Raw genomic sequence first — 23,457 nt, 5'->3', positions numbered from 1 at the left:
GAAGGGCCGCAAACGCGGCCCTTCTCATTTGTGCTTTCGCGTGAGAAGTGTTTCAACCAGATGGGGCGTCAACTCGTCGAAATGCTGAATGATGCGATCGGGAGCGAGGCTCTCGATCGGCACGTCGGAATAGCCGAACGGCACGGCAATAGAAGGCACCAAAGCGTTCCGCGCGACAAGAATGTCGTTGAGGCTGTCGCCGACCATCACGGAGCGCTCGGCGATGCCGCCGGCATTGGCAACCGTCGAAAGCAGGTGTTCCGCATGCGGCTTGCGCACCGTGAAGGTGTCACCCCCGGCGACCGCTGCGAACCGTCCGAGCAGACCGAGCCCTTCCAGAAGGCGCGTTGCCAGCATTTCCGGTTTGTTGGTGCAGACAGCGAGCTTCAGGCCGGCATCCTGCAGGCGATCGAGTGCCGCGACGAGGCCCGGATAGGGCAACGAGTCCCCCGGCATCGAGCCGTGGTAGAAATCCACGAACTCCTTCATCTGCCAGGCAAGGTCCTCTTCGCTGAGTGCTTTGCCGCGCAGCGCGAACGTACGCTCGATCATCGCCCGCGCGCCATGACCGACGAGATGGGTCAAATCCGCATAGGTGACCGGTTCGACGCCCGCCTGTGTGACTGCGTGGTTTAGACTGGCGACGAGATCCGGAGCGGTGTCGACAAGCGTACCGTCGAGATCGAAGACGACAATGGGTGGAGACACCGGGAACCTCGCGTTGCGGAAACCATAGCTGTTCGGGTAGGCGAAGTGGGCGAAGAATGCAATGGCGCGGATCAGCGCAGCCTGCTGCGGGAATCCGGCAAGGCGCTCTTATTTTGGCTTTTGTTTGCGGCGACGGGCGTGTAAGTGTCTCAGCGGAAATTGGACAGTGGCTGGCCTGCCTGGCCTCGCCATCTGAGCGATCATGAGGGAGCGAGTGGCGCATGGACGCCCGCCAGATGAAGATCAAGGCCGCAGCCGCGGCGCTTGAATATGTCGAGAACGGCATGCGGCTTGGAATCGGTACCGGTTCGACCGCGGAAGAATTCGTTCGGTTGCTCGCCGAAAAGGTTGCGTCAGGCTTTCAGATCGTCGGCGTGCCGACGTCCGAGCGCACGGCGAGGCTTTGCCTCGAGCTCGGCGTGCCGTTGAAGTCGCTCGACGAACTGCCGGAGCTGGATCTGACGATCGACGGCGCCGATGAAGTCGATGGAAAGTTGAGGTTGATCAAAGGCGGTGGCGGCGCGCTGCTGCGTGAAAAGATCGTTGCCAGCGCCTCCAAGCGGATGGTCGTCATTGCCGACGAATCGAAGGTCGTCGACGTGCTCGGCGCTTTCAAGCTGCCGATCGAAGTCAATCCGTTCGGGCAAGTCGCAACGCGGCTCGCAATAGAGAAGGTCGCGGCCCGCATGGGTATGACGGGCGATATCGTCGTTCGTGCGTCGGGCGACGGCCCCTTCATGACCGACGGCGGCCACCTCATTCTTGATGCATCTTTTGGCCGTATTCCTGATGCAGATGCGCTCGCGGCAGAGCTGAATGGCATTCCCGGGGTGGTTGAGCACGGCCTGTTCATCGGGATTGCGTCATTGGCGATCATCGCCGGTCCGGAGGGAGCTCGTACCCTGACGGCGTCCTGAGCCGATCCCGCCGCTTCGATGAAGCGTCACGGAAGGCGCAGAAAATAGGTTTCCGCACATTTCAGCCTGGCAGCGGCAAATGGGCCGGGCGACAGGTGCCAACACAGGAGCATGGATAACAATGAACAAACTCACAGGTCTTGCCCGCACTTTCGCGGCCGCTGCCGTTCTCGTTTCGGTATCGGTTCCGGCGGTTCGCGCCCAGGACGTGTCGGAAGATCAGATCAAGGCGGCACGCGCGACCATCGCGGCGCTCGGCGTGACCAACACTTTCGACAACATTCTGCCGCGTCTCGCCGAACGACTGAAGAATACTCTGATCCAGTCCTCGCCGAACCACCAGGAACTGATCACCGCAACGGTTGATGAGAAGGCGCTCGCCCTTGCGGCGCGGCGCGCGGACCTTGAGCGTGAGGCCGCAGCCATTTATGCCAAGACGTTCTCGGTCGAGGAACTGAACGCGATCACGGAGTTCTACAGCTCGGCGGCCGGCAAGAAGCTGCTGAACGACGGCCCGATTGCTTCCCGCGAGTTGCTGAAGGCAGCCGATATCTGGGCCGCCGGCGTTTCGCGCGACCTGACCCAGGAGGCGACCAAGTCGCTCGACGCGACCATCGGCGCCGCGCCTGCAGCAGACGCTGGTGCCGCAGCTCCGGCGCAGCAGTAATTGCCGCAAGGCCGGCGACCGATCGACGAAGCCCGGAGCGATCCGGGCTTTTCTTTTTTTGCGTCGCAATACTATATCAATGGCGAGGGGTGAGGCGGGGTTTGTGCCTTCCATCCATCGACATTTTCGACTGATACGATTTTTTACACCAGGAGCTCGCCATGACCGCTTTCGACTATGACCTCTTCGTGATCGGCGGCGGTTCGGGTGGCGTCAGAAGCGGGCGTCTGGCAGCGGCGCTCGGCAAGAAGGTCGCGATTGCGGAGGAGTTTCGTTATGGCGGCACCTGCGTGATTCGCGGCTGCGTTCCGAAGAAGCTCTATGTCTATGCCTCGCAATATTCCGAGCATTTCGAGGACGCGGCGGGATTCGGCTGGGCGGTTGGCGAAAGCCGTTTCGACTGGGCGAAGCTGGTCGCGGCCAAGGAACAGGAGATTTCCCGTCTCGAGGGCCTGTACCGCAAGGGGCTCGCCAATGCCGGCGCGGAAATCCTCGATACCCGCGCCGAACTCGCGGGGCCCAACACGGTGCGACTGCTGGCGAGCGGCAAGACCGTGACGGCCGAGCGCATCGCGATTGCCGTCGGCGGACATCCGAGCCCGCACGACGCGCTTCCGGGGCACGAGCTCTGCATTAGCTCCAACGAGGCCTTCGATCTCGCCGAACTGCCGAAATCGATCCTCATCGCCGGCGGCGGCTATATAGCTATCGAATTCGCCAATATTTTCCATGGGCTGGGCGTTGAGACGACGCTGATTTATCGCGGCAAGGAAATTCTGTCGCGCTTCGATCAGGACCTCAGGCGTGGCCTGCATGCGGCGATGGAAGAGAAGGGCATCCGCATCCTGTGCGAGGACATCATCCAGCAGGTATCGACCGCTGCACAGGGCCGACGCGTCGCTCAGACGATGAAGCACGGCGAACTGGTCGTCGACCAGGTGATGCTCGCTCTGGGGCGCGTGCCGAACACCAGGGGTCTCGGCCTCGAGAACGCCGGCGTAAAGGTCAACGAGCGCGGCGCAATCATTGTCGATGCCTTCTCGCGCACGAGCGCACCCGGCATCTACGCGCTCGGCGACGTGACCGACCGTGTACAGCTTACGCCGGTGGCGATCCATGAGGCCATGTGCTTCATCGAGACCGAGTACAAGAACAACCCGACGTCGCCGGATCACGACCAGATCGCGACGGCCGTGTTCTCGCAGCCGGAGATCGGCACGGTCGGAATGACGGAAGAGGATGCGGCACGCAAATTCGATGAGCTCGAAGTCTATCGCGCCGAGTTCCGTCCGATGAAAGCGACCCTTTCGGGACGGAAGGAAAAGATGATCATGAAGCTTGTGGTCAACGCCGCCGATCGCAAGGTGGTGGGCGCACATATCCTCGGCCACGATGCCGGCGAAATGGCGCAGCTGCTCGGGATTTCGCTGAAGGCGGGGTGCACCAAGGACGACTTCGATCGCACCATGGCCGTGCATCCGACGGCGGCGGAGGAACTGGTGACCATGTATCAACCTTCGTACCGGATCAGGAAGGGCGAACGGGTCGCTTGAAACTGCGGCAGGCGGCACGCGACCGCCGATGTTTTCTGGTAGAATGCCTTTCCAAGCCCCACGTTAACGTTTATAAGCCCGCATCCGCGAAGTCATCGGCTCGGGGGGGGGGCGGGCGCGACGGCTTGGATCACGGAAATCCGAACACCCGGCGGTTACAGGACCGCAGGCGCGACGTGCGCGGGGCTCCCGCGTCAGACAACAGGTGATGGAAATGGCACAGACTTGGACTCCGAACAGCTGGCGGCAGAAACCCATTCAGCAGGTGCCGGATTATCCGGACCTCGCAGCGCTTGAGGCAGTGGAAACACGCCTCGCGAAGTATCCGCCGCTCGTTTTTGCCGGCGAGGCGCGGCGTCTGAAGACTGCGCTTGCCAATGTCGCCGAAGGCCGTGGCTTCCTGCTGCAGGGCGGCGACTGCGCGGAGAGTTTCGCCGAGCACGGCGCAGACACCATCCGCGATTTCTTCCGCGCCTTCCTGCAGATGGCAGTCGTGCTCACCTTCGGTGCGCAGCAGCCGGTGGTCAAGGTCGGCCGCATCGCCGGCCAGTTCGCCAAGCCGCGCTCCTCGGGCGTGGAAAAGCAGGGTGACGTGACGTTGCCAAGCTACCGCGGCGACATCATCAACGGCATCGAGTTCACGGAGGAGGCCCGCGTGCCAAATCCGGAGCGGCAGGTCATGGCCTACCGCCAGTCGGCCGCGACGCTGAACCTTCTGCGCGCCTTCGCGATGGGCGGCTACGCCAACCTCGAGAACGTGCACCAGTGGATGCTGGGTTTCGTCAAAGACAGCCCGCAGGCCGAGCGCTACCGCAAACTCGCCGACCGGATCTCCGAGACCATGGATTTCATGAAGGCGATCGGCATCACCTCGGAAAACCACCCGAGCCTGCGTGAGACCGATTTCTTCACCAGCCACGAGGCGCTGCTGCTTGGCTATGAGCAGGCGCTCACCCGCGTCGATTCGACCTCCGGCGACTGGTATGCGACCTCGGGCCATATGATCTGGATCGGCGACCGCACGCGTCAGCCGGATCATGCGCACGTCGAATATTGCCGTGGCATCAAGAACCCGCTCGGCCTCAAGTGCGGCCCATCGCTGACGGCGGACGGCCTCTTGGAACTGATCGACCTGCTCAACCCGGCAAACGAGCCGGGCCGCCTGACGCTGATCTGCCGCTTCGGTCACGACAAGGTGGCCGAGCATCTGCCGCGCCTCATCCGCGCGGTCGAGCGCGAGGGCAAGAAGGTCGTTTGGTCGTGCGATCCGATGCACGGCAACACCATCACGCTCAACAACTACAAGACCCGGCCGTTCGAACGGATCCTCTCGGAAGTCGAAAGCTTCTTCCAGATTCACCGTGCGGAAGGCACGCACCCGGGCGGCATCCACATCGAGATGACCGGCAACGATGTCACCGAATGCACCGGCGGCGCCCGCGCGCTTTCCGGAGACGACCTTGCGGATCGCTACCACACCCATTGCGATCCGCGCCTGAATGCGGATCAGGCTCTTGAACTTGCCTTCCTGCTCGCCGAGCGCATGAAGGGCGGCCGCGACGAGAAGAAAATGGTCGTCAACGGCTGATTGGGGACGCGGTCCGCATGGTTCAATATTTCTGATCGATCAGCGCGTCATCTGAATTTGACAGGGCCGGGCCAGCCGATAAAGCTGGCCCGGCTTTTTGTTCGAGTGCGAAATTGGACGGCGGGAGGACGAGTATGGAAATTCATGAAGGCGGATGCCTCTGCGGCGCTGTGCGGTTCAAGACGCGCGGGAAGCTCAGGGAGATCATCTTCTGCCATTGCTCGCAATGCCGGAAACAAACCGGCCTCTATTACGCCGCCACGAACGTGCCGAACAACGATATCGATGTCGAAGGCGCGGACAATATCACCTGGTATCGATCGAGCGCCGAGGCGCAACGCGGCTTTTGTCGGTTCTGTGGATCGGCACTTTTCTGGAAGGCCGACGCACTCGACTACACATCAATTCTTGCGGGTACCTTCAAGACGCCGACGCGGCTTGAACCCGGTTACCATATCTATTGCGCCGACAAGGGCGACTACTACGCTATCGAAGACGAACTGCCGAAATTTGACCAGGGCCGCGCCTGAAGTCACCTATAGTCCCGGCGTCGCCGCTGCCCGATCGAAAGCGATAGCCAGAGCTTCGAACTTCACGGCCTGCCAGAAGGCGTACTCCTCGACCAACCGTTCGCTTAGCCAGAACTGGCCCCGCGTGCCGTCATCGGGCCTGCCGATGAAGCCGGACTTCTCCGCGTTTGAAAACAGGCGACGGACATGCGTATTCGATATCGCGTAGTGCTCCGCGAGTGCCGCCAGATTGACGCTGATCCATACTCTTCCGTCTTCCGGAACAAGGGCTGACGGGCGCGTCATAAGGTCGTCGAGCAGTATTCCGCCAGACTCCGACCAGACGAATACGGCAACGCCCTGCGGCGGCTGCGTCCACTTGCTGTCGTTGATCAGGCGCCGCGCGGCCATCGGTTGAGCGCGTTCGAAAATGGCGATGTCGGCCTCGATGCGCTCGACCCTGGTTCCTCCGTCCAGGAGGTCGAGCGTTCTCATCTGGCTTTTGAACCAGAGTTGCATCGCATGTTGGCTGATCTCCGTCGGCTCAAGCGGCCGCGTCCTCCGGGTTCGGCCGCCGCTGGCGGGCCGGAGCAGCTTATAGGCGAGCAATTCGGCAAGAAATGCAGTCGCGGTGTTTCGGCTCGCGCCGCCGGTTTCGCGCATCAGCTTCAGCAGGCGCGCCGCAGTGACGCCGGAGTCGGGATCGTCGCGGTCGCGCTCGAGGTGGAGGGCATAGGCCGCTTGCGTAAGTATCCACTTCTGATGGGCCGCCACCATGCGAGAGACGCGCGGGAAGAGATCGTTCAGCGAGATGAGGTTGCGCGCACCCACCTGCAAGGCTGGCCGGAATGCCGGATTTTGCAGCAACGCTTCCACCGTGAAACCAGGTGGACCCTTTTGCTCAACGTTTTCCTTCCCCGCAGCCCGCTGCATCTACGCGCATGCCCCCAATGGCGCTGCAACGAAACACGGCCATCGATGCGTGTTCCGGGCAACACACAGCCTTGCTCTGGCAATTCACTAACATTTCAACCTTGCGCTTAGCGCGCAAGGTCATTGTTCGTTTCAGGCGAAGTTCCACGCGCCGCTAAAACTGCAGCGGCGGATGTTCGTAATAAGATAATGGAGAGCTCGTCATGTTCTCGTAATCCCGCTTGATCGCGGGCCGATTGCAGGGTGCCTGATCCACCAGGCATTCCAGAAGGACGCAGCTGTCGTGAATCGTCGCTGCATTCCAATACCCCGCATTTTCAGGGTGCGCCTCAAACGTTAATTTTCTCATACGCTAATAAGTTGCGATGTAGCCCCGTTCGTTCGCGGCTTTATTTCGTGTTGCATTATGAGCGCGTCGGTTTGCGTTATTCTTCCGTCCCTTCCTGACCGCGATCCGTCGCGGGTAGGGACTGCCCTACCTGGCGAATGAGGCTGGCAAGTTCGGAACGCAGTTCGACGATTTCGCGGAGCAGCACGTCATCCACCTTGTGGTGGAGCGCGATCAGCTCGACTTCTGCCTTGAGATTGACCTCGTAGTCCTTCGAGGCGGCAAAGCGATCTCGTTCGGCCTGTCGGTTTTGCGACATCATGATGACCGGCGCCTGAAGTGCTGCAAGCATCGAAAGCACCAGGTTGAGGAAGATGTACGGGTAGGGATCGAACGCGCCCTGCACGAGAAGGATCGAGTTGATGACGACCCAGGCGACGAGGAAGGCGCAGAAGCCGAGGATGAAAGTCCAGGAGCCCCCGACGCGCGCGATGGCGTCGGCAAGCCTGGCGCCGAAGGAAAGGCTGGTGTCGAATGCCGCATGTGTATCCGTCGAAAGAGGCCGTCGCTCCTTCGCGTATTTCAGGATGCGGTGTTCGATTTCACTCAACTGGCTGCTGGGCTTGCCGAACAGGATTTGGGAAATTTCGTTGAAATGCGCCATGTTGGCCTCCGGAAATGGCTCGGAGGCTATTTAGGACAGTGCCGGGAAATCTGTGAAGCGGTTTTCCGTCAACAGCCTTGGCGATGCTCGAAGGAGCGTATGCCGGGTTGTCACGCAGAGGCTGGCTACGACGGCCGGGGCAGTTCGTGCCCCGCCGTCGGGATTCAGGAACCGACGGGGAAGAGTTCGGCGTGGGACTTGAAGAAGCGATCCGTGCTGAACCGCTTGCCGAACATCATGTCGTGCTGGAGGAAGCGGTAATCGCGCAGCGACGCGGGTATCTTCGGCCGTCGCGACCACTCTGCGATGTCCTTGCCGTTCTTGCGGATCACCATATAGCGGTCGACGACGCGGTATTGATCGTAAACCTTGCCCAGGAAGCCGGTGTAATAGGGGTGCTCGTAACCGGCCTGCTTCAGGATCTGATAGGAAAGGAAGGCCGGGCTGATCGTCCCGATGTTCTTTTTCGGGCCCGTTTTGTTCGACCAGACGACGAGCGGCGTTTCGTGCTGCGCCTTCATCTGCTCCTTCGTACCCTTGCGCGAGGCGGTCACGTCGTTCATGTAACCGGTGTTGGTGTAGACGGTGTTGAGCGGCGGGAGATGATCGCCGAAGAGCACGATTATCGTCTCGCGGTCGCGCTTCTTCGCCCAGTCCATCAGCATCTTCAGGCTGTCGTCCGCTTCCTTGATGCCCTGGGCATAGGTGGCGAGCACCTGGCGGTCACCTTCGGGGAGGTTACCTTCGACCTTGATCGTGTTCCTCGCATAGCGGTTCGGCTCGTAGGGACCATGGCCCTGCAAGGTCACCGTGAAGAAGAAGAAGGGGTCTCTCATGGCATCCGCTTGGCGGATGATCTCCTTCATCAGCGATTCGTCCGAGGCGAAGATCCCGCGCTTCTGCATCGCCGGCAGGTTCTCTTCCGAGCGGAACGTGTCGAAGCCGAAGGCCTTGTAGACGGCTGTGCGGTTCCAGAACCAGCCCTGGAAGGGATGGATGGCGCGCGAGACATAGCCTTCGCTGCGGAAGAAGGTTGCGAGGGAGGGGATCGGTTTGCGGATATATTGCTGGTAGGGAATGCTGCCATAGGGCAGGAAGGCATTCGAAAAGCCGGTCAGCGTCTCGAATTCGATATTGGCGGTCATGCCGCCGAATTCCGGCGAGAAGACGTTACCCACCTGCATTTCGCGGACCGTCGGCATCGGATCGGGGGAAAGCTTCACGTTCGGCAGGCGTGTCGGATCCCAGAAGGATTCGCTCATGACCACGATCACATCCGGCTTGCCGCGATGCGTCGTTCCGGCAGGCAGAGGCTTGACCGGAATGCGGTCGATCGCATCCGCCATGTAGCCCGCCGGCGCGCTGACATTGGCCATCGGCAGGTTGATCGCAAAGGCGAGCGCAAAGCCGTTGTGGCGATAGTTCTCGGTCTGGTCCCACATGATCGGGATCACCCGCAAGCGATCGCGGATCCACGAGAACTGGTTGTAGTCCATGATGTGCCAGAAGGCGACGAGAAGCGGCAGCGCAAAGCCGACGCGAACGAGACGCTCCCTGCGCGTCAGCTTGGGAAAGTTCCGCCAGGCATAGCGCATGAGCAGGCCGATGGTGGCGATCATGGCGATCAACCCCACCACGACCGCGACGGCGGTCCACGGGCGGTCCTTAACAAGGACGGGCATCAATTCCATGATCTGCCGTCCGAAAAGGAAATCGGTCGGATAAAGCGGATCGGAGAGGAAGACCTGCTTCTGCTCGCTGATGAATGCTGGCAAAATCGCGAGCGGCACGACAAGGAGGGCCGCCTTGTGCTCGCGGCCGAAGAGTGCGTCGACAGCAAGCAGAACCAGGAAGAAAACAGCGATGGTCGTCCACGCCGGACGCATGGGATCGATGAAATAGGCGACGGTCTCGGCGAGGGACTGGCGCACGATCAGTTCGATCGCGAATACGAGCGCCGCAGCTATAAAAAGGGAGAAAAACGCGCTGCGCGTGCCGGCCAGCGCCTTGGCGTTCCTGACGGAGGCCCCAGACCTATCGACAAAGGTCTGGGAGCGTCTCGCGGCGGCGGAATCGATACTGGCCAACGGCGTCTCCAATTTCATAAATCTTTCGTCTTACTGTCATACGACTGTCATGTTGAACGGGGGATGAATGGCTAAACCGGCTAAGATGGTTGCGAGTTCCATGCCCGCAAAAAGACCGTGATCTCGCCACGTAAAGGGCGGGAAATGCAGAATTTTTCGGAATTTTTGAATTGAATGCGATTGGCTGTGGGTTTTTTGTCGCCGTATGCGCTAAGAACAGGGCGTATGTCAGATGTATTCGCTGAGAACAGACCACAGGCCCGCTCATGACTGCACAGAAAGCCGCTCCCTCAACGCTACGGATCGCCGTGGCCCAGCTCAATCCGACCGTTGGCGACATCGCCGGCAATCTGGCGAAGGCACGCGAGGCGCGCGCGGACGCGGCGCGCCAGGGCGCCGATTTGCTCCTGTTCACCGAACTCTTCATTTCCGGTTACCCACCGGAAGATCTCGTTCTGAAACCGGCATTTCTGAAGGCCTGCCTGCAGGCGGTGGAGAGGCTCGCCGCCGATACGGCAGATGGAGGCCCGGGCGTCGTCATCGGCTTTCCCCGTCAGGCCGGAGCGCTCCGTCACAATTCGATCGCGGTCCTGGACGAGGGCAGGATCATTGCGATCCGCGACAAGGTGGATCTCCCCAACTACGGCGAGTTCGACGAGAAGCGGGTGTTCGACGCCGGTGGAATGCCCGGACCCGTCAACTTCCGCGGCGTGCGCATCGGCATACCGATCTGCGAGGACATCTGGGGCGAGCTCGGCGTCTGCGAGACACTCAAGGAAAGCGGCGCCGAAATCCTGCTTTCTCCGAACGGTTCGCCCTATTACCGCGGCAAGGTCGATATCCGCCATCAGGTCGTCCTCAAGCAGGTGATCGAGACGGGTTTGCCGATGATCTATGCAAATCAGCTCGGCGGTCAGGACGAACTGGTCTTCGACGGTGCGAGCTTCGCCTTCAACGCGGACAAGTCGCTCGCCTTCCAGATGAGCCAGTTCGAGGAGGCGGTCGCGATCTCCGAATGGAGGCGGGGCGAGGAGGGTTGGACCTCGTCAAACGGGTTAAATTCCCGCATACCGGAAAGCGACGAGGCGGACTACCGCGCCTGCATGCTGGGTCTCCGGGACTACGTCAACAAGAACGGCTTCAAGAATGTCGTGCTCGGCCTTTCGGGCGGCATCGACTCGGCAATTTGCACGGCGCTCGCCGTCGATGCGCTCGGCGAGGAACGGGTGCGCACCGTCATGTTGCCGTACCGATATACCTCGCAAGAGTCGCTGAAGGACGCCGAGGCCTGTGCCAAGGCGCTCGGATGCCGCTACGACATCGTCGCGATCGAAGAGCCGGTGGAAGGCTTCCTCAACGCGCTCTCCGATGCCTTCGAGGGCACCGAACTCGGCATTACCGAGGAGAACCTCCAGAGCCGAACGCGCGGGACGATCCTTATGGCGATCTCCAACAAATTCGGCTCGATGGTGGTCACGACCGGTAACAAGTCGGAGATGTCGGTCGGCTACGCCACACTTTACGGCGACATGAACGGCGGCTTCAACCCGATCAAGGACCTCTACAAGATGCAGGTCTATGCGCTTTCGCGCTGGCGCAACAGCGCGGTGCCGCCTGGCGCGCTCGGGCCTTCCGGTGAAGTCATTCCGCAGAACATCATCGACAAGGCGCCTTCTGCCGAACTCCGGCCGAACCAGACCGACCAGGATTCGCTGCCGCCCTATCCGGTGCTCGACGACATTCTCGAGTGCCTGGTGGAAAAGGAGATGAGCACGGAGGAAATCGTCGCCCGCGGGCATGACGAACCGACAGTCCATCGCGTCGAACACCTGCTTTACATCGCCGAATACAAGCGCCGCCAGTCAGCCCCGGGCGTGAAAATCACCAAGAAGAACTTCGGTCGCGACCGGCGCTATCCGATTACTAATCGTTTCCGTGACAGGGGATAGCAATGCGCAGTTCGGTGGAGATCTTCGACATCGGCAGTGGCGAGGCTCGCATCGTCTGGCAGACAGAGCGACTGGTCGAGGCGCCGAACTGGTCGCCGGATGGACGCTATCTGGTGATCAACGGTGATGGCCGGCTTTATCGTCTCGCGCTTGACGGCTCCGAACCCGTTGAGATCGACACCGGCTTTGCCCGCCAATGCAACAACGACCACGGCATTTCACCGGATGGTCAGACGCTCGTCATCAGCGACAAGAGCGAATTCGGCAAGTCGGCGATCTACGTCCTGCCGATCGAGGGCGGGGTGCCCCGTTTGGTGACGCCGAATCTGCCGTCCTACTGGCACGGCTGGTCGCCGGACGGGCGGACACTTGCCTACTGCGGTATCCGCGATCAGGTCTTCGACATCTACACGATCCCGACCGAAGGCGGCGAGGAGCGTCGCCTGACCCACGGCGAAGGGCGCAATGACGGGCCGGACTGGTCGCCGGATGGGCACTGGATCTATTTCAATTCCAGCCGCACCGGCCGCATGCAGATCTGGCGGGTTCGCCCCGACGGCAGCGATGTGCAACGCATCACCGACAGCCCTTATGGCGACTGGTTTCCGCATCCCTCACCGGATGGCCGGCACCTGCTGGTGCTCTCCTATGACGGCGACGTCTTCGACCACCCGCGTGATCTTGACGTCAGGCTTCGCCTCATGGATCCGGAAGGCGGCAATGCGCGCGTGCTGTTCGAGCTCTTCGGCGGGCAGGGGACGATGAATGTTCCAAGCTGGTCGCCGACCCGCGAGGCATTTGCGTTCGTGCGGTATCAGCCTGAGTGATTCCCTCGCAGCATGTACGTCGCCTCAGGCGACCGGCAGATTGTAGGGCGTGATCACCTCGACCGCCGAAAGGCACTGGCCTCCGGAACCGGCGACAGCCGTTCTTCTTCCCATGATGGCGCGAAACGCCGTACGCGCGTCCGTCTTCAAGTCATGATGCAGCACGAAATGCACGCGTCCGTCCCTCAGGAGTTCCAGATTTTCCTGGTCGAGATCATGAGCGACGAAGAGTGAACAAGTCCGGTCGAGCTGATGGAAAGCGGCAAGCACGGCGCGGTTTCCTCCGCCGATCGAATAGGCGGCGTTGATCTCGGGGTGACGCGTCAGCGCATCAAGGGCGAGGACGCCGGTTTCCTCGCTCTTGCCAAAACCCTCGCTGATCTCGACGATACCAATCGAAGGGTAGCGCTCGCGCAATATCCGGCGGAAACCGATCTCCCGCTCCTCTTCTCCGCGGAAGCGGTTGCTTGAGAGCGTGACCAATACGGTCGCCGCCTGACCGGCGAAGCGCTCGCCGATCAGATAGGCGGCGGTCTCGCCGGCCGCGCGGTTGTCGGCCCCTGCATAGGCCGTTCTAGCGGAGTGTGGAAGATCGGTGACGAGCGTCACCACCGCTATGTCCGCGCTTTCGAGCCGCGCCACGGCAGCGGTCACTTCGGGCACATCCGGTGCCTTGAGGACGACGCCATCGGTGCCACGCAGGCGGATCCGGTCGAGCAATTGCGCGATCTCCTGTGCTCGCATCGTTTCTGCCAAATGAAAGCGGCAGCGGAAGATCGTCGGCATGAAGGTCGTCGCTTCATTTTCGAAAGCGCGTCGCACGGCGTCGGTAAAGCGCTCCGGCGCTTCCATCACCACGTCGATCGCATATTTCCGACCCTGGATCTCCATGCCCGCCTGTTGCTTCTCAAGCTCGCGGATCGCCGCCTTGACGCGCGCTACCGTCTGCGGGCGCACCCCCGTCCGATCATTGAGCACCCGGTCGACCGTGGCCGTGCTCACACCTGCCTGAAATGCGATATCCTTGACCAGAAACGGATGTGCCACGAACAAGCCTTGTGATGGTTTTTTGATGGATTCCTGCTCTATCCCAGAAGCGGGCGAGACGTATAGTCGGTACTGTATTTTCTCGAGGAGGAGATCGGATGAAGATCGACAACACGGCGAGGAGGCGCGTCGAACGCGTATGGCTGACGGAGGAATCCTGCAGCATCGAGGCGTTCCGCGCCGAGGTCGAGCGCCGCACCAACCCGATCGACTATCCGCATGCAGCCGATTGCCAAAAGAACATCCTGATCTATGACAGTGCCAGCCTCGTTGCCGATTGCAGGACGGATGACGGTCGGCGCGCAGCTCTGGGGGAGATTTGCGCGGTGCTGGCCGAAGGGCCGGGCGTTGCGGTGTTCAAGCGCGCCTTCACCGACACAAGCATTATCGACGAAGCAAGCCGTGTTTTCGACGAGATCATCGAGGAGCAACACCGCACGAACAGTGGCGGCGGCGACCACTTCGCCAAGCCCGGTGCCAACGACCGCATCTGGAATTCGCTGGAGAAGCATTGCCTGCGCTCTCCCGAAAATTTCGCGGCCTACTACGGCAACGCGGTCATCGCGCTCGTCAGCGAGGCCTGGCTCGGGCCGAACTACCAGATGACGGCGCAGGTCAACCGCGTCAATCCGGGCGGCGCGGCACAGTCGGCGCATCGGGACTATCATCTCGGTTTCCAGACGTCGGCGGTCATCGAGCAATATCCGGCACATGTGCACAAGCTTTCGCCAGTTCTGACGCTGCAGGGCGCCGTTGCCCATTGCGACATGCCGGTCGAAAGCGGGCCGACCTTGTTCCTGCCTTACAGCCAGAGCTATTTGCCCGGCTATCTCGCGCTGAAAAGGCCGGAGTTCAAAGCATATTTCGACGAGAACCACGTCCAGCTTCCGCTTGAGAAGGGCGATGCGGTGTTCTTCAACCCGGCGCTCTTCCATGCGGCGGGCACCAACCGGTCGGCAGACATCAAGCGCGTGGCAAATCTCCTCCAGGTCTCCTCCGCCTTCGGACGGGCGATGGAAACGGTCGATCGCGAGCGGATGTGCGCCATGCTCTATCCGGCCCTGAAGGCTCTTGCAGCGGACGGAAGGCTCTCGGCCGGCGAGATTGCCAATGCGATCGCTTCTTGCGCCGAAGGCTACTCGTTCCCGACCAATCTCGATCGCGACCCGCCGCTGGGCGGCCTGGCACCGAAAACGCAGGCACAGCTGATGCATGAAGCGCTGGCGGCCGATTGGGAAACCAAATCCTTCGTGGAGGCACTGGCCGCGCAGGCGGAGAAAAAGAGAAGCTGAGAAATGCGACGGGGCGATACTCCCGACGCTAAGGAGTGCGGGAGCTTGGAAGCGAAATAGAGGAGGAGTTACATGAGCACGGACTATGGCCGCCTTGATGGCAAGGTCGCTATCGTGACAGGCGGCACACAGGGGCTCGGTGCAACGATCGCGGCGCTCTTTGCCGAACGGGGCGCAACCGGCATCATCATCTGCGGGCGCAACGCTGCCAAAGGCGAGGCAAGAGCAGCCGAGATTGGCAAGGCGACCGGCACCAAGGTGATTTACGTGGCCGCCGATCTCGAGCGGGTCGACGACGCCCGCAAGGTTGTTGCGGCTTGCGACAGGGAATTCGGCCGGGTGGACGCATTGGTCAATGCCGCTGCCATCACCGACCGTGGCACGATCCTCGACACCACGCCGGAACTCTTCGACCGCATGTTCGCGGTCAACGTGCGCGCGCCCTTCTTCCTCATGCAGGAGACGGTGAAGGTAATGCGGCGCGAGAAGATCGAGGGCACGATCGTCAACATTGGCTCGATGTCGGCCAAGGCGGGCCAGCCCTTCATTGCCGCCTATTGCGCCTCGAAAGGCGCCCTGGAGACGCTGACGAAGAACACGGCCTACGCGCTTTTGCGCAACCGTATCCGCGTCAACGGCCTCAATATCGGCTGGATGGCATCGGAGGGGGAGGATCGCATCCAACGCGAATATCACGATGCACCTGCGGACTGGCTGGAGAAGGCCGCAGCCAACCAACCTTTCGGCCGCCTTGTCGATCCGGCCGAGGTGGCGCGCGCCTGCGCCTATCTTTCCTCGGCGGAATCCGGTTTGATGACGGGTTCGGTGATCTGCTTCGACCAATCAATCTGGGGCGCCTACGATGGCTCCCCGCATCCGGCGGCGCCGCTTTGACGCGGCGCCGGTTCTCCATGCCGCGCGGAGGCTTTGGGTGAGGCGAGCCGCTTGGCTCGTCTTGCCTTTCGCCGTCGGCTGTGCCCATATGCGGCCGTCAGGTGCCCGCCACGGCGGGAGAATCGGGAAGCCGGTGCAAATCCGGTACGTGCCCAACGCTGTGATGGGGACGGTCGCGCGAATACAAGTTCTGAATTTTGTTCAGGACATTGCCACTGAATCCTCAAGTGATTTGGGAAGGCGGCGCGGCTGGATGAACCAGAGTCAGAAGACCGGCCTGGCGAGATAGACCGGCCCCGCGCGGACGGCGGGAGGTTGTGCATTGTTGGGGATCGAACGATGCGGCCTGACCCGAGCGGCTGCCTGACGGCGGCTGGAGCCTTTTCGCCGGACGAGCGAGACGCCGTCTACCGCGCCATTGAAACACGCCGCGATGTGCGTGATGAATTCCTTCCCGATCCGCTGCCGGACGAACTCATTACCCGTCTGCTTGGTGCCGCCCATAGCGCGCCATCGGTCGGCTTCATGCAGCCTTGGAACTTCGTGCTCGTTCGTCAAAAGGTGACGCGAGCGAAGGTCTGGGAGGCGTTCGAGCGCGCCAACGAGGAAGCGGCGCTGATGTTTTCCGGCGAGAGACAGGCACAATACCGATCGCTGAAACTTGAAGGCATTCGCAAGGCACCGCTCAGCATTTGCGTCACCTGCGATCGCACGCGCGGTGGCGCGGTCGTGCTGGGACGGACGCACAATCCGCAGATGGATGTCTATTCGACCGTCTGCGCGGTCCAGAACCTCTGGCTCGCCGCACGCGCGGAAGGTGTCGGCGTCGGCTGGGTCAGCATTTTCCACGAGCAGGAGATCAAGTCGATCCTCGGTATTCCCGAGCACATCGAAATCGTCGCCTGGCTCTGCCTTGGGTTTGTCGATCAGCTCTATCAGCAGCCGGAACTCGCCGTGAAGGGATGGCGTCAGCGCCTGCCGCTCGAGGACCTTGTCTTCGAGGAAGCGTGGGGCGTCCCACAGGCAAACAGCATCTGAATTCAATACGATAAGCTCAGTATCTCCACTGCTTTGACAGCATGCGGCAGATGGGCTCAGTTGCCCTGGACCGGCTGGTAACCCGGACCGAGCGGGTGCTTGAGGTCGATCGCGCTTTTTTCTTGCGGCAGGAATGCCGGGCCCACGACACGGACCTTGCTGTTCGCCGGGTCGTAGGGCCTTTCCCGCACCGGCTTTGCTTGTACCGATCCCGCGGCCGGCTTCAGGTCGCCATTGATCGTGATGACCGACGGCTCGCTGCCGGTCGTCGCCTTCCTGCCATTTTCTGTCGCCGCACTAGCCGGGATTCGGCAGCCGCAAACTCCTGGCGCACCGACGCCGCGCGTCCGGTAGGCAAAGGCCGTCGGCAGCTCGGTATAAGGCCTTCCGGTCAAGGCCGAGACCATCTGGTCGCTCTCTTCCGTAGCGAGAACGTGGTAGTAGAGTTCCGTCTGCGCACCGGGGCAGCGTGCCTGACACAGCTCGGCGTCACGGGCAAAGTCCGCGGGCGTTGCATTTGACGAGATCGGGAAAAAGGCCCCGTCGCAGGTGCGGACGCACATTGTCCTGAGGCTGCCCATGGGCTCCTCGTGCAGCAGGGGAAAATCCTGTGTCTCGCTGTCGTCACCCAGCAGCGGATAATCTTCGCTGTCCGGCGAAAGATCCCTGAGGATATTGCGGGGGAGCTCGGCATCATCGACCGCAGCACTCGCGAACTCGTCCTGCTCCTCGACTGGATCGTGGGCATTGGCCTCGTCATGGCAGCCGTTCAGTTCCAGCGCCGCGAGAATGCGCCGGCGCGTGTCGCCCGTGTCGCCAGATATCAACGAGTGGCGGTGCGCCTTGAGCCGTTGAAGGTTGTCCTCCATGCGGGCGATGGTCTCATCCAGCGCCGCGCATGCCTCATCATTGTCACCACCGATGACGACGACACTGCCGGTGCCGCACTCCATCCGGCGTCGCTCGTTCTTCGCCCGGCGGAGCTCGATGTTCTGGCGGGAAACGGCACCCGTGAAATCGCGCAGGTTAGCGGTTGGGTTGACGGCCGTGGAGAGATCAGTGAGCCGTGCATTCAGGCGTTCGCAAACAGTCGAGGCCGACGCACCGTCAGCGCCCGCCAACAGCAGCTGGAGCAGGGCCACCGCCACGGATTTGAAGTTCCGGGATATGACGATCCGGGGCACTGGCTCTCGTCTCTTCTGCCTTGGTGCGCGATCCGTTCTTCAAGGACTTTCGCGACCGCCAACTCCTGTTTATCCATATCATAAGGCGTTGACGTAACAGCGCAACGTCCAGGGAGAGTTTGCGTTAACAGGGCACCGCAGCAAGAGAGAATAGACCGGGCCGCGACGGCGGCCCGGCGAGAAGGATCAGGCGGCCCGTGCTGTTTCGAGCGACATCGGGCGTTCGAGCACGGTGCCCTCGATTGCGGCGACATGCTTCATCGTTTCAAGTAGTTCTCGCGTCACTTCCCACGCGACTGCCACGGCGAAGACGGAGCCGATCCGGTGAGGATCGGCAATGCGCTCGCCGGGGCAACCCATCCGACGGAACATTCTTTCGAGGAAGACGTCGGTGACCGTGACGATATGGCTGACGCCGGAGGCAAGGCCCAGTTCGCCCACGCCACACATGAGTTCCGCAGCGGCGACCGTTACCTGGTTCGACGAGCGATCCTGCGAGATATCCGGATCGATGCAGAAGCGGCTCGATTCCCACACGGAAGCGCTACGGATCTCGGGATTGTCGCCGAGCAGAATCGGAAACGTATCGTCCAGCATGTTCGGCCCAAGCGTCGGCAGCAGCCGCAGCGATCCGCGTAGCTTTCCGGTATCCGGTGCGTACGACATTACATAAAGGGGGTTCGCCTTGTCGTAATGGTCGATTTCCCACTCGCCGTCCGTCTTCACGTCCCATTTCAGGAAGTCATGGAACACGCGCTTGCGCAGCCGGAACATTTCGTCGATGGCCCGCGGGTGCTGTCCGCGAGCGTTACCGTTCACAATCCTGATCATCTTTCGCTCCATCGTTTTTGCGCGATGGGCAGATGCTGTCAGGCTGAACCGACACATGTAACTGTCGGTAGTGACAGTTCAAAAGGAGATTTTTTCCCACTAAATTTGCGGGGCTTTTGTCCAGAGGCTACCGCAATGGTTAATTTGAACCCGTCAGATAGTGGGGATCAGGGCGTGGCGAACTGCCTGCGCCACGGCTTGCGTATTGGAGACGACATTCAATTTGCGGCGCGCATTGGTCATGAAAAAGCGGACGGTACGCTCGGATATGCCGAGGATCGTGGCGATTTCCCAATAGCTCTTGCCGGCCGCCGACCAGGTCAGCACCTCGGTTTCGCGGCCCGTCAGTCGCATGTCGCGCTCATCGATCGCCCCTGCCGTGGCCGCATGTTCCAACATCGATGCGTGGAAGAGGTTGGCGGCCAGCTGGAAGTCACGCAAATGGCAGCGCCGATAGATCGACCATTCCGCAGGCGACATGTTGGCGTTGATGGCGAGAAGCGCCATGCGCCCGGCAGGTGACGGCAGCGGCAGCGCAACGCCCTCTGTCGAAAGCCCGATTTCCTCCGCTGCATGGAAGAGCGGTTCGCACTCGGGGAATCGTCTGCGGGCGGTCGTCCATTCGACAGGTCTCACGCCACCAAGCGCAAGCCGCAGGATAGGATCAATGCGGTAGAGGGCTCTCGTTCGATAGATTTCCGCGGCATAGGCGCCGAACGTGTGGTGCAGACGGCATACCTTTAGTCCGTCGGCAAGGGGCTCCGCTTCCAAGTATAGCAGATGCGCGATCTTGAAAGTGCGGCGCATCAACGCGAAGAATTGCTCGGGTTCGGCGCAGCCCCCGTACTCCACAATGTCCAATAGATCGAGGACAGCCTGTTGATCCGTCATGCCCAACACCGAATCTTGCCCCTAGATAAGCATGGTAATGGGGGCATGCTTTGTCTAGTGCAATATTTCGTAAACGCTGCAAACTATTGCCCTTTCTAAATTCATGGTTGAATTTCGATCGGGGTAAACGTCAGGGCCGCCCGGGTCAGCGGCCCGACGTGTGCCTTTCCGTTACACCGGATGGCTTGCCTCGACGACCGCAAGAGCAGCCATGTTGACGACGCCGCGTGATGTGACCGACGGCGAAAGAATATGCGCGGGCAGGGCGGAACCCAGGAGGATAGGCCCGACATGCAGGCTGTCCGTCATGGTCTTGACCACACCGAGCGTGATGTTGGCGGCATCCAGATTGGGGAACACGAGCAGGTTGGCCTCGCCGTTGAGCGCGCTGTCCGGCATCACACGCTGGCGCAGGATCTCGGAGATCGCCGAGTCGCCGTGCATCTCGCCGTCGACTTCGAGGTCGGGCGCCAGTTCACGCACGAGCTGCAGGGCCGCACGCATTTTCGATGCGCTTTCGGAGTCGCGCGAACCGAAATTCGAATGCGACACGAGTGCCGCACGCGGGGTGATACCAAAGCGGCGGATTTCTCCGGCCGCCATCACGGTCGTCTGCGCAATCTCCTCGGCGCTCGGATTGTAACTCACGTAGGTATCGGTGAAGAAGGTTGCGCCGCGCTGCGAGATGAGCAGGCTCAGCGCCGAGAAATCGCGAACGCCCGTCCGCTTGCCGATGATCTGCGAAACATCGCGTAGGTGTCTGCTGTAGCGACCTTCCACGCCGCAGATCAGCGAATCCGCTTCGCCGCGCTTGACCGCAAGGGCGCCGATCACCGTCGTGTTCGTGCGCACGATCGTGCGGGCCGCTTCAGGGATGACACCGCGTCGGCCGACGAGTGCGAAATAGTCGTCGACGTAGTCGCGGTAGCGCGGGTCGCCTTCAGGATTGACGACCTCGAAATCGACATCCGGGCGGATCCGCAGGCCGTAGCGCCGCAGACGCGTCTCGATAATCTGCGGGCGGCCGATGAGGATGGGATTGGCGGTGCCTTCCTCGAGCAGCACCTGCGCGGCGCGCAGCACCCGTTCGTCTTCGCCTTCGGCAAAGATGACCCGGTTCTTCGCGGCGTTTTTGGCGGCCGCGAAGACCGGCTTCATGATGAAGCCGGAGCGGAAGACGAAGCGGTTCAATTTGTCGAGATAGGCGTCGAAATCCTGAATGGGGCGGCTCGCGACGCCGCTTTCGGCCGCTGCCTTCGCGACGGCCGGGGCGATGCGCAGGATCAGCCGCTGGTCGAACGGCGAGGGGATGAGGTAGTCCGGTCCAAAGACCGGCGTCTCGCCCGAGTAGGCGCGTGCGGCGACATCGGATGGCTCCTCGCGCGCAAGTCCGGCAATTGCCCGCACCGCCGCCATCTTCATTTCTTCATTGATCGTACGCGCCCCACAATCCAGCGCGCCGCGGAAGATGTGCGGGAAGCAGAGAACGTTGTTGACCTGGTTCGGGAAATCGGATCGTCCGGTGCAGATCATGGCGTCCGGGCGCGCCGCGCGGGCCAGCTCCGGCATGATCTCGGGAGTCGGGTTGGCGAGCGCCATGATCAGGGGCTTCTCGGCCATTTGCACAAGCAGTTCGGGTTTGAGGACGCCGGCGGCCGAGAGGCCGAGGAAAACGTCGGCGCCGCCGATGCTGTCGGCCAGCACGCGGTTGTCGCTGTCCTGCGCATAGACGGCCTTCCACTCGTCCATCAGCGCTTCACGCCCCGTGTAGACGAGACCCTCGATATCGTGGACCCAGATGTTCTCCCGTTTGGCACCGAGCGTAACGAGGAGGTTCAGGCAGGCAAGCGCCGCCGCGCCCGCGCCGGAGGTGACTATCTTCGCCTTGGCAATATCCTTGCCGGCGAGTTCGAGGCCGTTCAGGACGGCGGCAGCAACAATGATCGCGGTTCCGTGCTGGTCGTCGTGGAAGACCGGTATCTCCATCTTTTCGCGCAGGCGCCGCTCCACCTCAAAGCATTCCGGCGCCTTGATGTCCTCGAGATTGACACCGCCGAAGGTCGGCTCCAATGCCGAGACGACATCGACCATGCGATCGACGGTCGGTGCGTCGATCTCGATGTCGAAAACGTCGATGCCGGCGAATTTCTTGAAGAGCACGGCCTTGCCTTCCATGACCGGCTTGGAGGCAAGCGGGCCGATGTTGCCGAGGCCGAGAACAGCCGTGCCGTTGGAGATTACCGCGACCAGATTGGCGCGCGCGGTGAAATCGGCGGCTGTTTCGGGATTGTCCTTGATGGCGATACAGGGCGCGGCGACGCCGGGCGAATACGCAAGCGCCAGATCACGCTGGTTTCCGAGCGGCTTGGTCGGCTGGATCTCAAGCTTGCCCGGGCGCGGGTAGCGATGGAAGAAAAGTGCCTGCTGGTCGATGTCCCCGCTTGCCGGGACCGGTTTCGCTTTGTCGCCCGTATTCATGCCTTGCATTCCTTGTTCTTGATCGGGGCCTTTTGGCATGAATTGCGGGCGGCGTACAGTTATGCTCTGGCTCATTTCCGACGCCCGATTTGTCGCACGCGCACCGCGTGTCATCTTCCTGAAACACGAGTCTGGTTTTGACGGGCGTCAAAAGGATCAACCAAGACGAGGCTCGCATGACCGCAGCATCGGTATCCCAACAGAACTCGGTTCGGAAACTGCGGACTCTCTTCATCTCCGACGTCCACTTGGGCTCGAAGGCGGCCAAGACCGATTACCTGCTCGACTTCCTGCGCCATCACGAGGCGGAAACCATCATCCTCGTCGGCGATATCGTCGATGGCTGGCGCCTGAAGCGCAGCTGGTATTGGCCGCAACCCTGCAACGACGTGGTCCAGAAACTGTTGCGCAAGGCCCGCAAAGGCTCCCGTATCATCTACATTCCCGGCAATCATGATGAGTTCATGCGGGATTTCCCGGGCGTGCACTTCGGCGGCATAGAGGTGGCCCAGCGCCACATGCACAAAGCCGCGGACGGGCGCAACTATCTCGTCCTGCATGGCGACGAATTCGACGTCGTGGTGCGCAATGCGCGCGTGCTCGCCTATTTGGGCGACTGGGCCTACGACATGGCGATCGCGATCAATATCGGGCTCGCGGCAATCCGCCGTCGTCTCGGCATGCCGTACTGGTCCTTTTCCTCCTGGGCAAAGCTGCAGGTCAAGCACGCGGTGAATTTCATCGGCGAGTTCCAGAAGGTCGTTGCCGAGGAGGCGCGCCGGCATGATGCGCAGGGCGTCATCTGCGGGCATATTCATCACGCGGTGATCGAGGACATCGGCGATGTCCGCTATATCAACACCGGCGACTGGGTCGAAAGCTGCACGGCGATCGCCGAGCATTACGACGGCCGGATGGAGCTTATCACCTGGCACCGCATGCGCGGCGGCATGGTCGAGGTGGAAAGCTCCGACGAGGCCGAGAAGATGCTGGCGCGTGTCCTCGCGCCGCAGGCCGCCTGATTTGGCGCGGGACGGTTTCGTAGCATTCCCACACTGTTTTCAGACAAACA

20 protein-coding genes and 1 riboswitch are annotated in these 23,457 nt (G+C 61.5%); of the genes, 11 read left to right on the top strand and 9 right to left on the bottom strand.

Features of this window, described 5'->3' with window-relative positions; all coding sequences use genetic code 11:
• Nucleotides 1–24: 24 nt before the first annotated feature.
• The gene (locus tag QA637_RS07870) at nt 25–708 is read right to left on the bottom strand and encodes an HAD family hydrolase (protein ID WP_283064661.1); all 684 of its coding nucleotides are present in this window, start codon (nt 706–708) and stop codon (nt 25–27) included.
• 221 nt (nt 709–929) lie between these two features.
• Here QA637_RS07870 and rpiA point away from each other — a divergent pair, with 221 nt between their 5' ends.
• The 5 genes from rpiA (at nt 930) to QA637_RS07845 (ending at nt 5,963) form a co-directional block, all read left to right on the top strand.
• Nucleotides 930–1,625, top strand: coding sequence for a ribose-5-phosphate isomerase RpiA (rpiA, locus tag QA637_RS07865; RefSeq protein WP_283064659.1), 696 nt, complete (start codon nt 930–932; stop codon nt 1,623–1,625).
• Between the two features lie 121 nt (nt 1,626–1,746).
• Entirely contained in the window at nt 1,747–2,292 is a 546-nt protein-coding gene (locus QA637_RS07860; protein ID WP_153440859.1) for a DUF2059 domain-containing protein, read from the top strand.
• Nucleotides 2,293–2,453: 161 nt separating this feature from the next.
• Nucleotides 2,454–3,845 (top strand): glutathione-disulfide reductase, encoded by a 1,392-nt coding sequence (gene gor, locus QA637_RS07855; RefSeq protein WP_283064657.1) that lies wholly within the window; start codon nt 2,454–2,456, stop codon nt 3,843–3,845.
• A gap of 214 nt (nt 3,846–4,059) precedes the next feature.
• On the top strand, nt 4,060–5,433 hold the full coding sequence (locus QA637_RS07850) for a class II 3-deoxy-7-phosphoheptulonate synthase (protein WP_153440861.1): 1,374 nt from the start codon (nt 4,060–4,062) through the stop codon (nt 5,431–5,433).
• Nucleotides 5,434–5,567: 134 nt separating this feature from the next.
• Nucleotides 5,568–5,963 carry a GFA family protein gene (locus QA637_RS07845; RefSeq protein ID WP_283064656.1) on the top strand — a complete coding sequence of 132 codons (396 nt, stop codon included), beginning with the start codon at nt 5,568–5,570 and terminating at the stop codon, nt 5,961–5,963.
• A gap of 6 nt (nt 5,964–5,969) precedes the next feature.
• On the opposite strand, the gene QA637_RS07840 is transcribed toward QA637_RS07845, so the two are convergent.
• From QA637_RS07840 to QA637_RS07830, 3 genes are all read right to left on the bottom strand, one after another.
• Nucleotides 5,970–6,818 carry a hypothetical protein gene (locus QA637_RS07840; protein WP_283064655.1) on the bottom strand — a complete coding sequence of 283 codons (849 nt, stop codon included), beginning with the start codon at nt 6,816–6,818 and terminating at the stop codon, nt 5,970–5,972.
• 482 nt (nt 6,819–7,300) lie between these two features.
• Nucleotides 7,301–7,867 carry a DUF1003 domain-containing protein gene (locus QA637_RS07835; RefSeq protein WP_153440864.1) on the bottom strand — a complete coding sequence of 189 codons (567 nt, stop codon included), beginning with the start codon at nt 7,865–7,867 and terminating at the stop codon, nt 7,301–7,303.
• Nucleotides 7,868–8,031: 164 nt separating this feature from the next.
• Nucleotides 8,032–9,954, bottom strand: a complete 1,923-nt coding sequence (locus QA637_RS07830; protein WP_167528312.1) for an LTA synthase family protein — start codon at nt 9,952–9,954, stop codon at nt 8,032–8,034.
• A 266-nt stretch (nt 9,955–10,220) separates the two neighbouring features.
• Here QA637_RS07830 and QA637_RS07825 point away from each other — a divergent pair, with 266 nt between their 5' ends.
• Both QA637_RS07825 and QA637_RS07820 read left to right on the top strand, forming a co-directional pair.
• The gene (locus QA637_RS07825) at nt 10,221–11,903 is read left to right on the top strand and encodes an NAD+ synthase (protein WP_153440866.1); all 1,683 of its coding nucleotides are present in this window, start codon (nt 10,221–10,223) and stop codon (nt 11,901–11,903) included.
• Nucleotides 11,904–11,905: 2 nt separating this feature from the next.
• Nucleotides 11,906–12,730: a TolB family protein gene (locus QA637_RS07820; RefSeq protein WP_283064653.1), complete on the top strand. Its 825-nt coding sequence runs from the start codon at nt 11,906–11,908 to the stop codon at nt 12,728–12,730.
• Nucleotides 12,731–12,754: 24 nt separating this feature from the next.
• On the opposite strand, the gene QA637_RS07815 is transcribed toward QA637_RS07820, so the two are convergent.
• The gene (locus QA637_RS07815) at nt 12,755–13,777 is read right to left on the bottom strand and encodes a LacI family DNA-binding transcriptional regulator (protein WP_283064651.1); all 1,023 of its coding nucleotides are present in this window, start codon (nt 13,775–13,777) and stop codon (nt 12,755–12,757) included.
• 98 nt (nt 13,778–13,875) lie between these two features.
• On the opposite strand from QA637_RS07815, the gene QA637_RS07810 reads away from it, so the two are divergent.
• The 3 genes from QA637_RS07810 (at nt 13,876) to bluB (ending at nt 17,001) form a co-directional block, all read left to right on the top strand.
• The gene (locus QA637_RS07810; protein WP_153440869.1) at nt 13,876–15,069 is read left to right on the top strand and encodes a phytanoyl-CoA dioxygenase family protein; all 1,194 of its coding nucleotides are present in this window, start codon (nt 13,876–13,878) and stop codon (nt 15,067–15,069) included.
• A gap of 72 nt (nt 15,070–15,141) precedes the next feature.
• Nucleotides 15,142–15,963 (top strand): SDR family oxidoreductase, encoded by an 822-nt coding sequence (locus QA637_RS07805; protein ID WP_283064649.1) that lies wholly within the window; start codon nt 15,142–15,144, stop codon nt 15,961–15,963.
• An 82-nt stretch (nt 15,964–16,045) separates the two neighbouring features.
• Nucleotides 16,046–16,258: riboswitch (cobalamin riboswitch) on the top strand.
• 44 nt (nt 16,259–16,302) lie between these two features.
• On the top strand, nt 16,303–17,001 hold the full coding sequence (bluB, locus tag QA637_RS07800) for a 5,6-dimethylbenzimidazole synthase (protein ID WP_283064647.1): 699 nt from the start codon (nt 16,303–16,305) through the stop codon (nt 16,999–17,001).
• A gap of 56 nt (nt 17,002–17,057) precedes the next feature.
• Here bluB and QA637_RS07795 read toward each other — a convergent pair whose 3' ends face one another.
• From QA637_RS07795 to QA637_RS07780, 4 genes are all read right to left on the bottom strand, one after another.
• Complete coding sequence (locus QA637_RS07795; RefSeq protein WP_283064645.1) at nt 17,058–18,185, bottom strand: DUF2865 domain-containing protein; 1,128 nt, start codon at nt 18,183–18,185, stop codon at nt 17,058–17,060.
• 186 nt (nt 18,186–18,371) lie between these two features.
• On the bottom strand, nt 18,372–19,016 hold the full coding sequence (locus tag QA637_RS07790; protein ID WP_153440872.1) for an acyl-homoserine-lactone synthase: 645 nt from the start codon (nt 19,014–19,016) through the stop codon (nt 18,372–18,374).
• Nucleotides 19,017–19,169: 153 nt separating this feature from the next.
• Nucleotides 19,170–19,907 (bottom strand): helix-turn-helix transcriptional regulator, encoded by a 738-nt coding sequence (locus tag QA637_RS07785; protein ID WP_153440873.1) that lies wholly within the window; start codon nt 19,905–19,907, stop codon nt 19,170–19,172.
• Nucleotides 19,908–20,078: 171 nt separating this feature from the next.
• The gene (locus QA637_RS07780; RefSeq protein WP_283064643.1) at nt 20,079–22,385 is read right to left on the bottom strand and encodes an NADP-dependent malic enzyme; all 2,307 of its coding nucleotides are present in this window, start codon (nt 22,383–22,385) and stop codon (nt 20,079–20,081) included.
• 176 nt (nt 22,386–22,561) lie between these two features.
• Between QA637_RS07780 and QA637_RS07775 the strand changes: the two genes are divergently transcribed.
• Complete coding sequence (locus QA637_RS07775; protein ID WP_153440875.1) at nt 22,562–23,407, top strand: UDP-2,3-diacylglucosamine diphosphatase; 846 nt, start codon at nt 22,562–22,564, stop codon at nt 23,405–23,407.
• Nucleotides 23,408–23,457 lie beyond the last annotated feature (50 nt).

Source organism: Sinorhizobium terangae, assembly GCF_029714365.1.
In the GTDB taxonomy this organism is placed as follows: domain Bacteria; phylum Pseudomonadota; class Alphaproteobacteria; order Rhizobiales; family Rhizobiaceae; genus Sinorhizobium; species Sinorhizobium terangae.
This window is presented reverse-complemented; position numbering and strand designations above follow the sequence as displayed.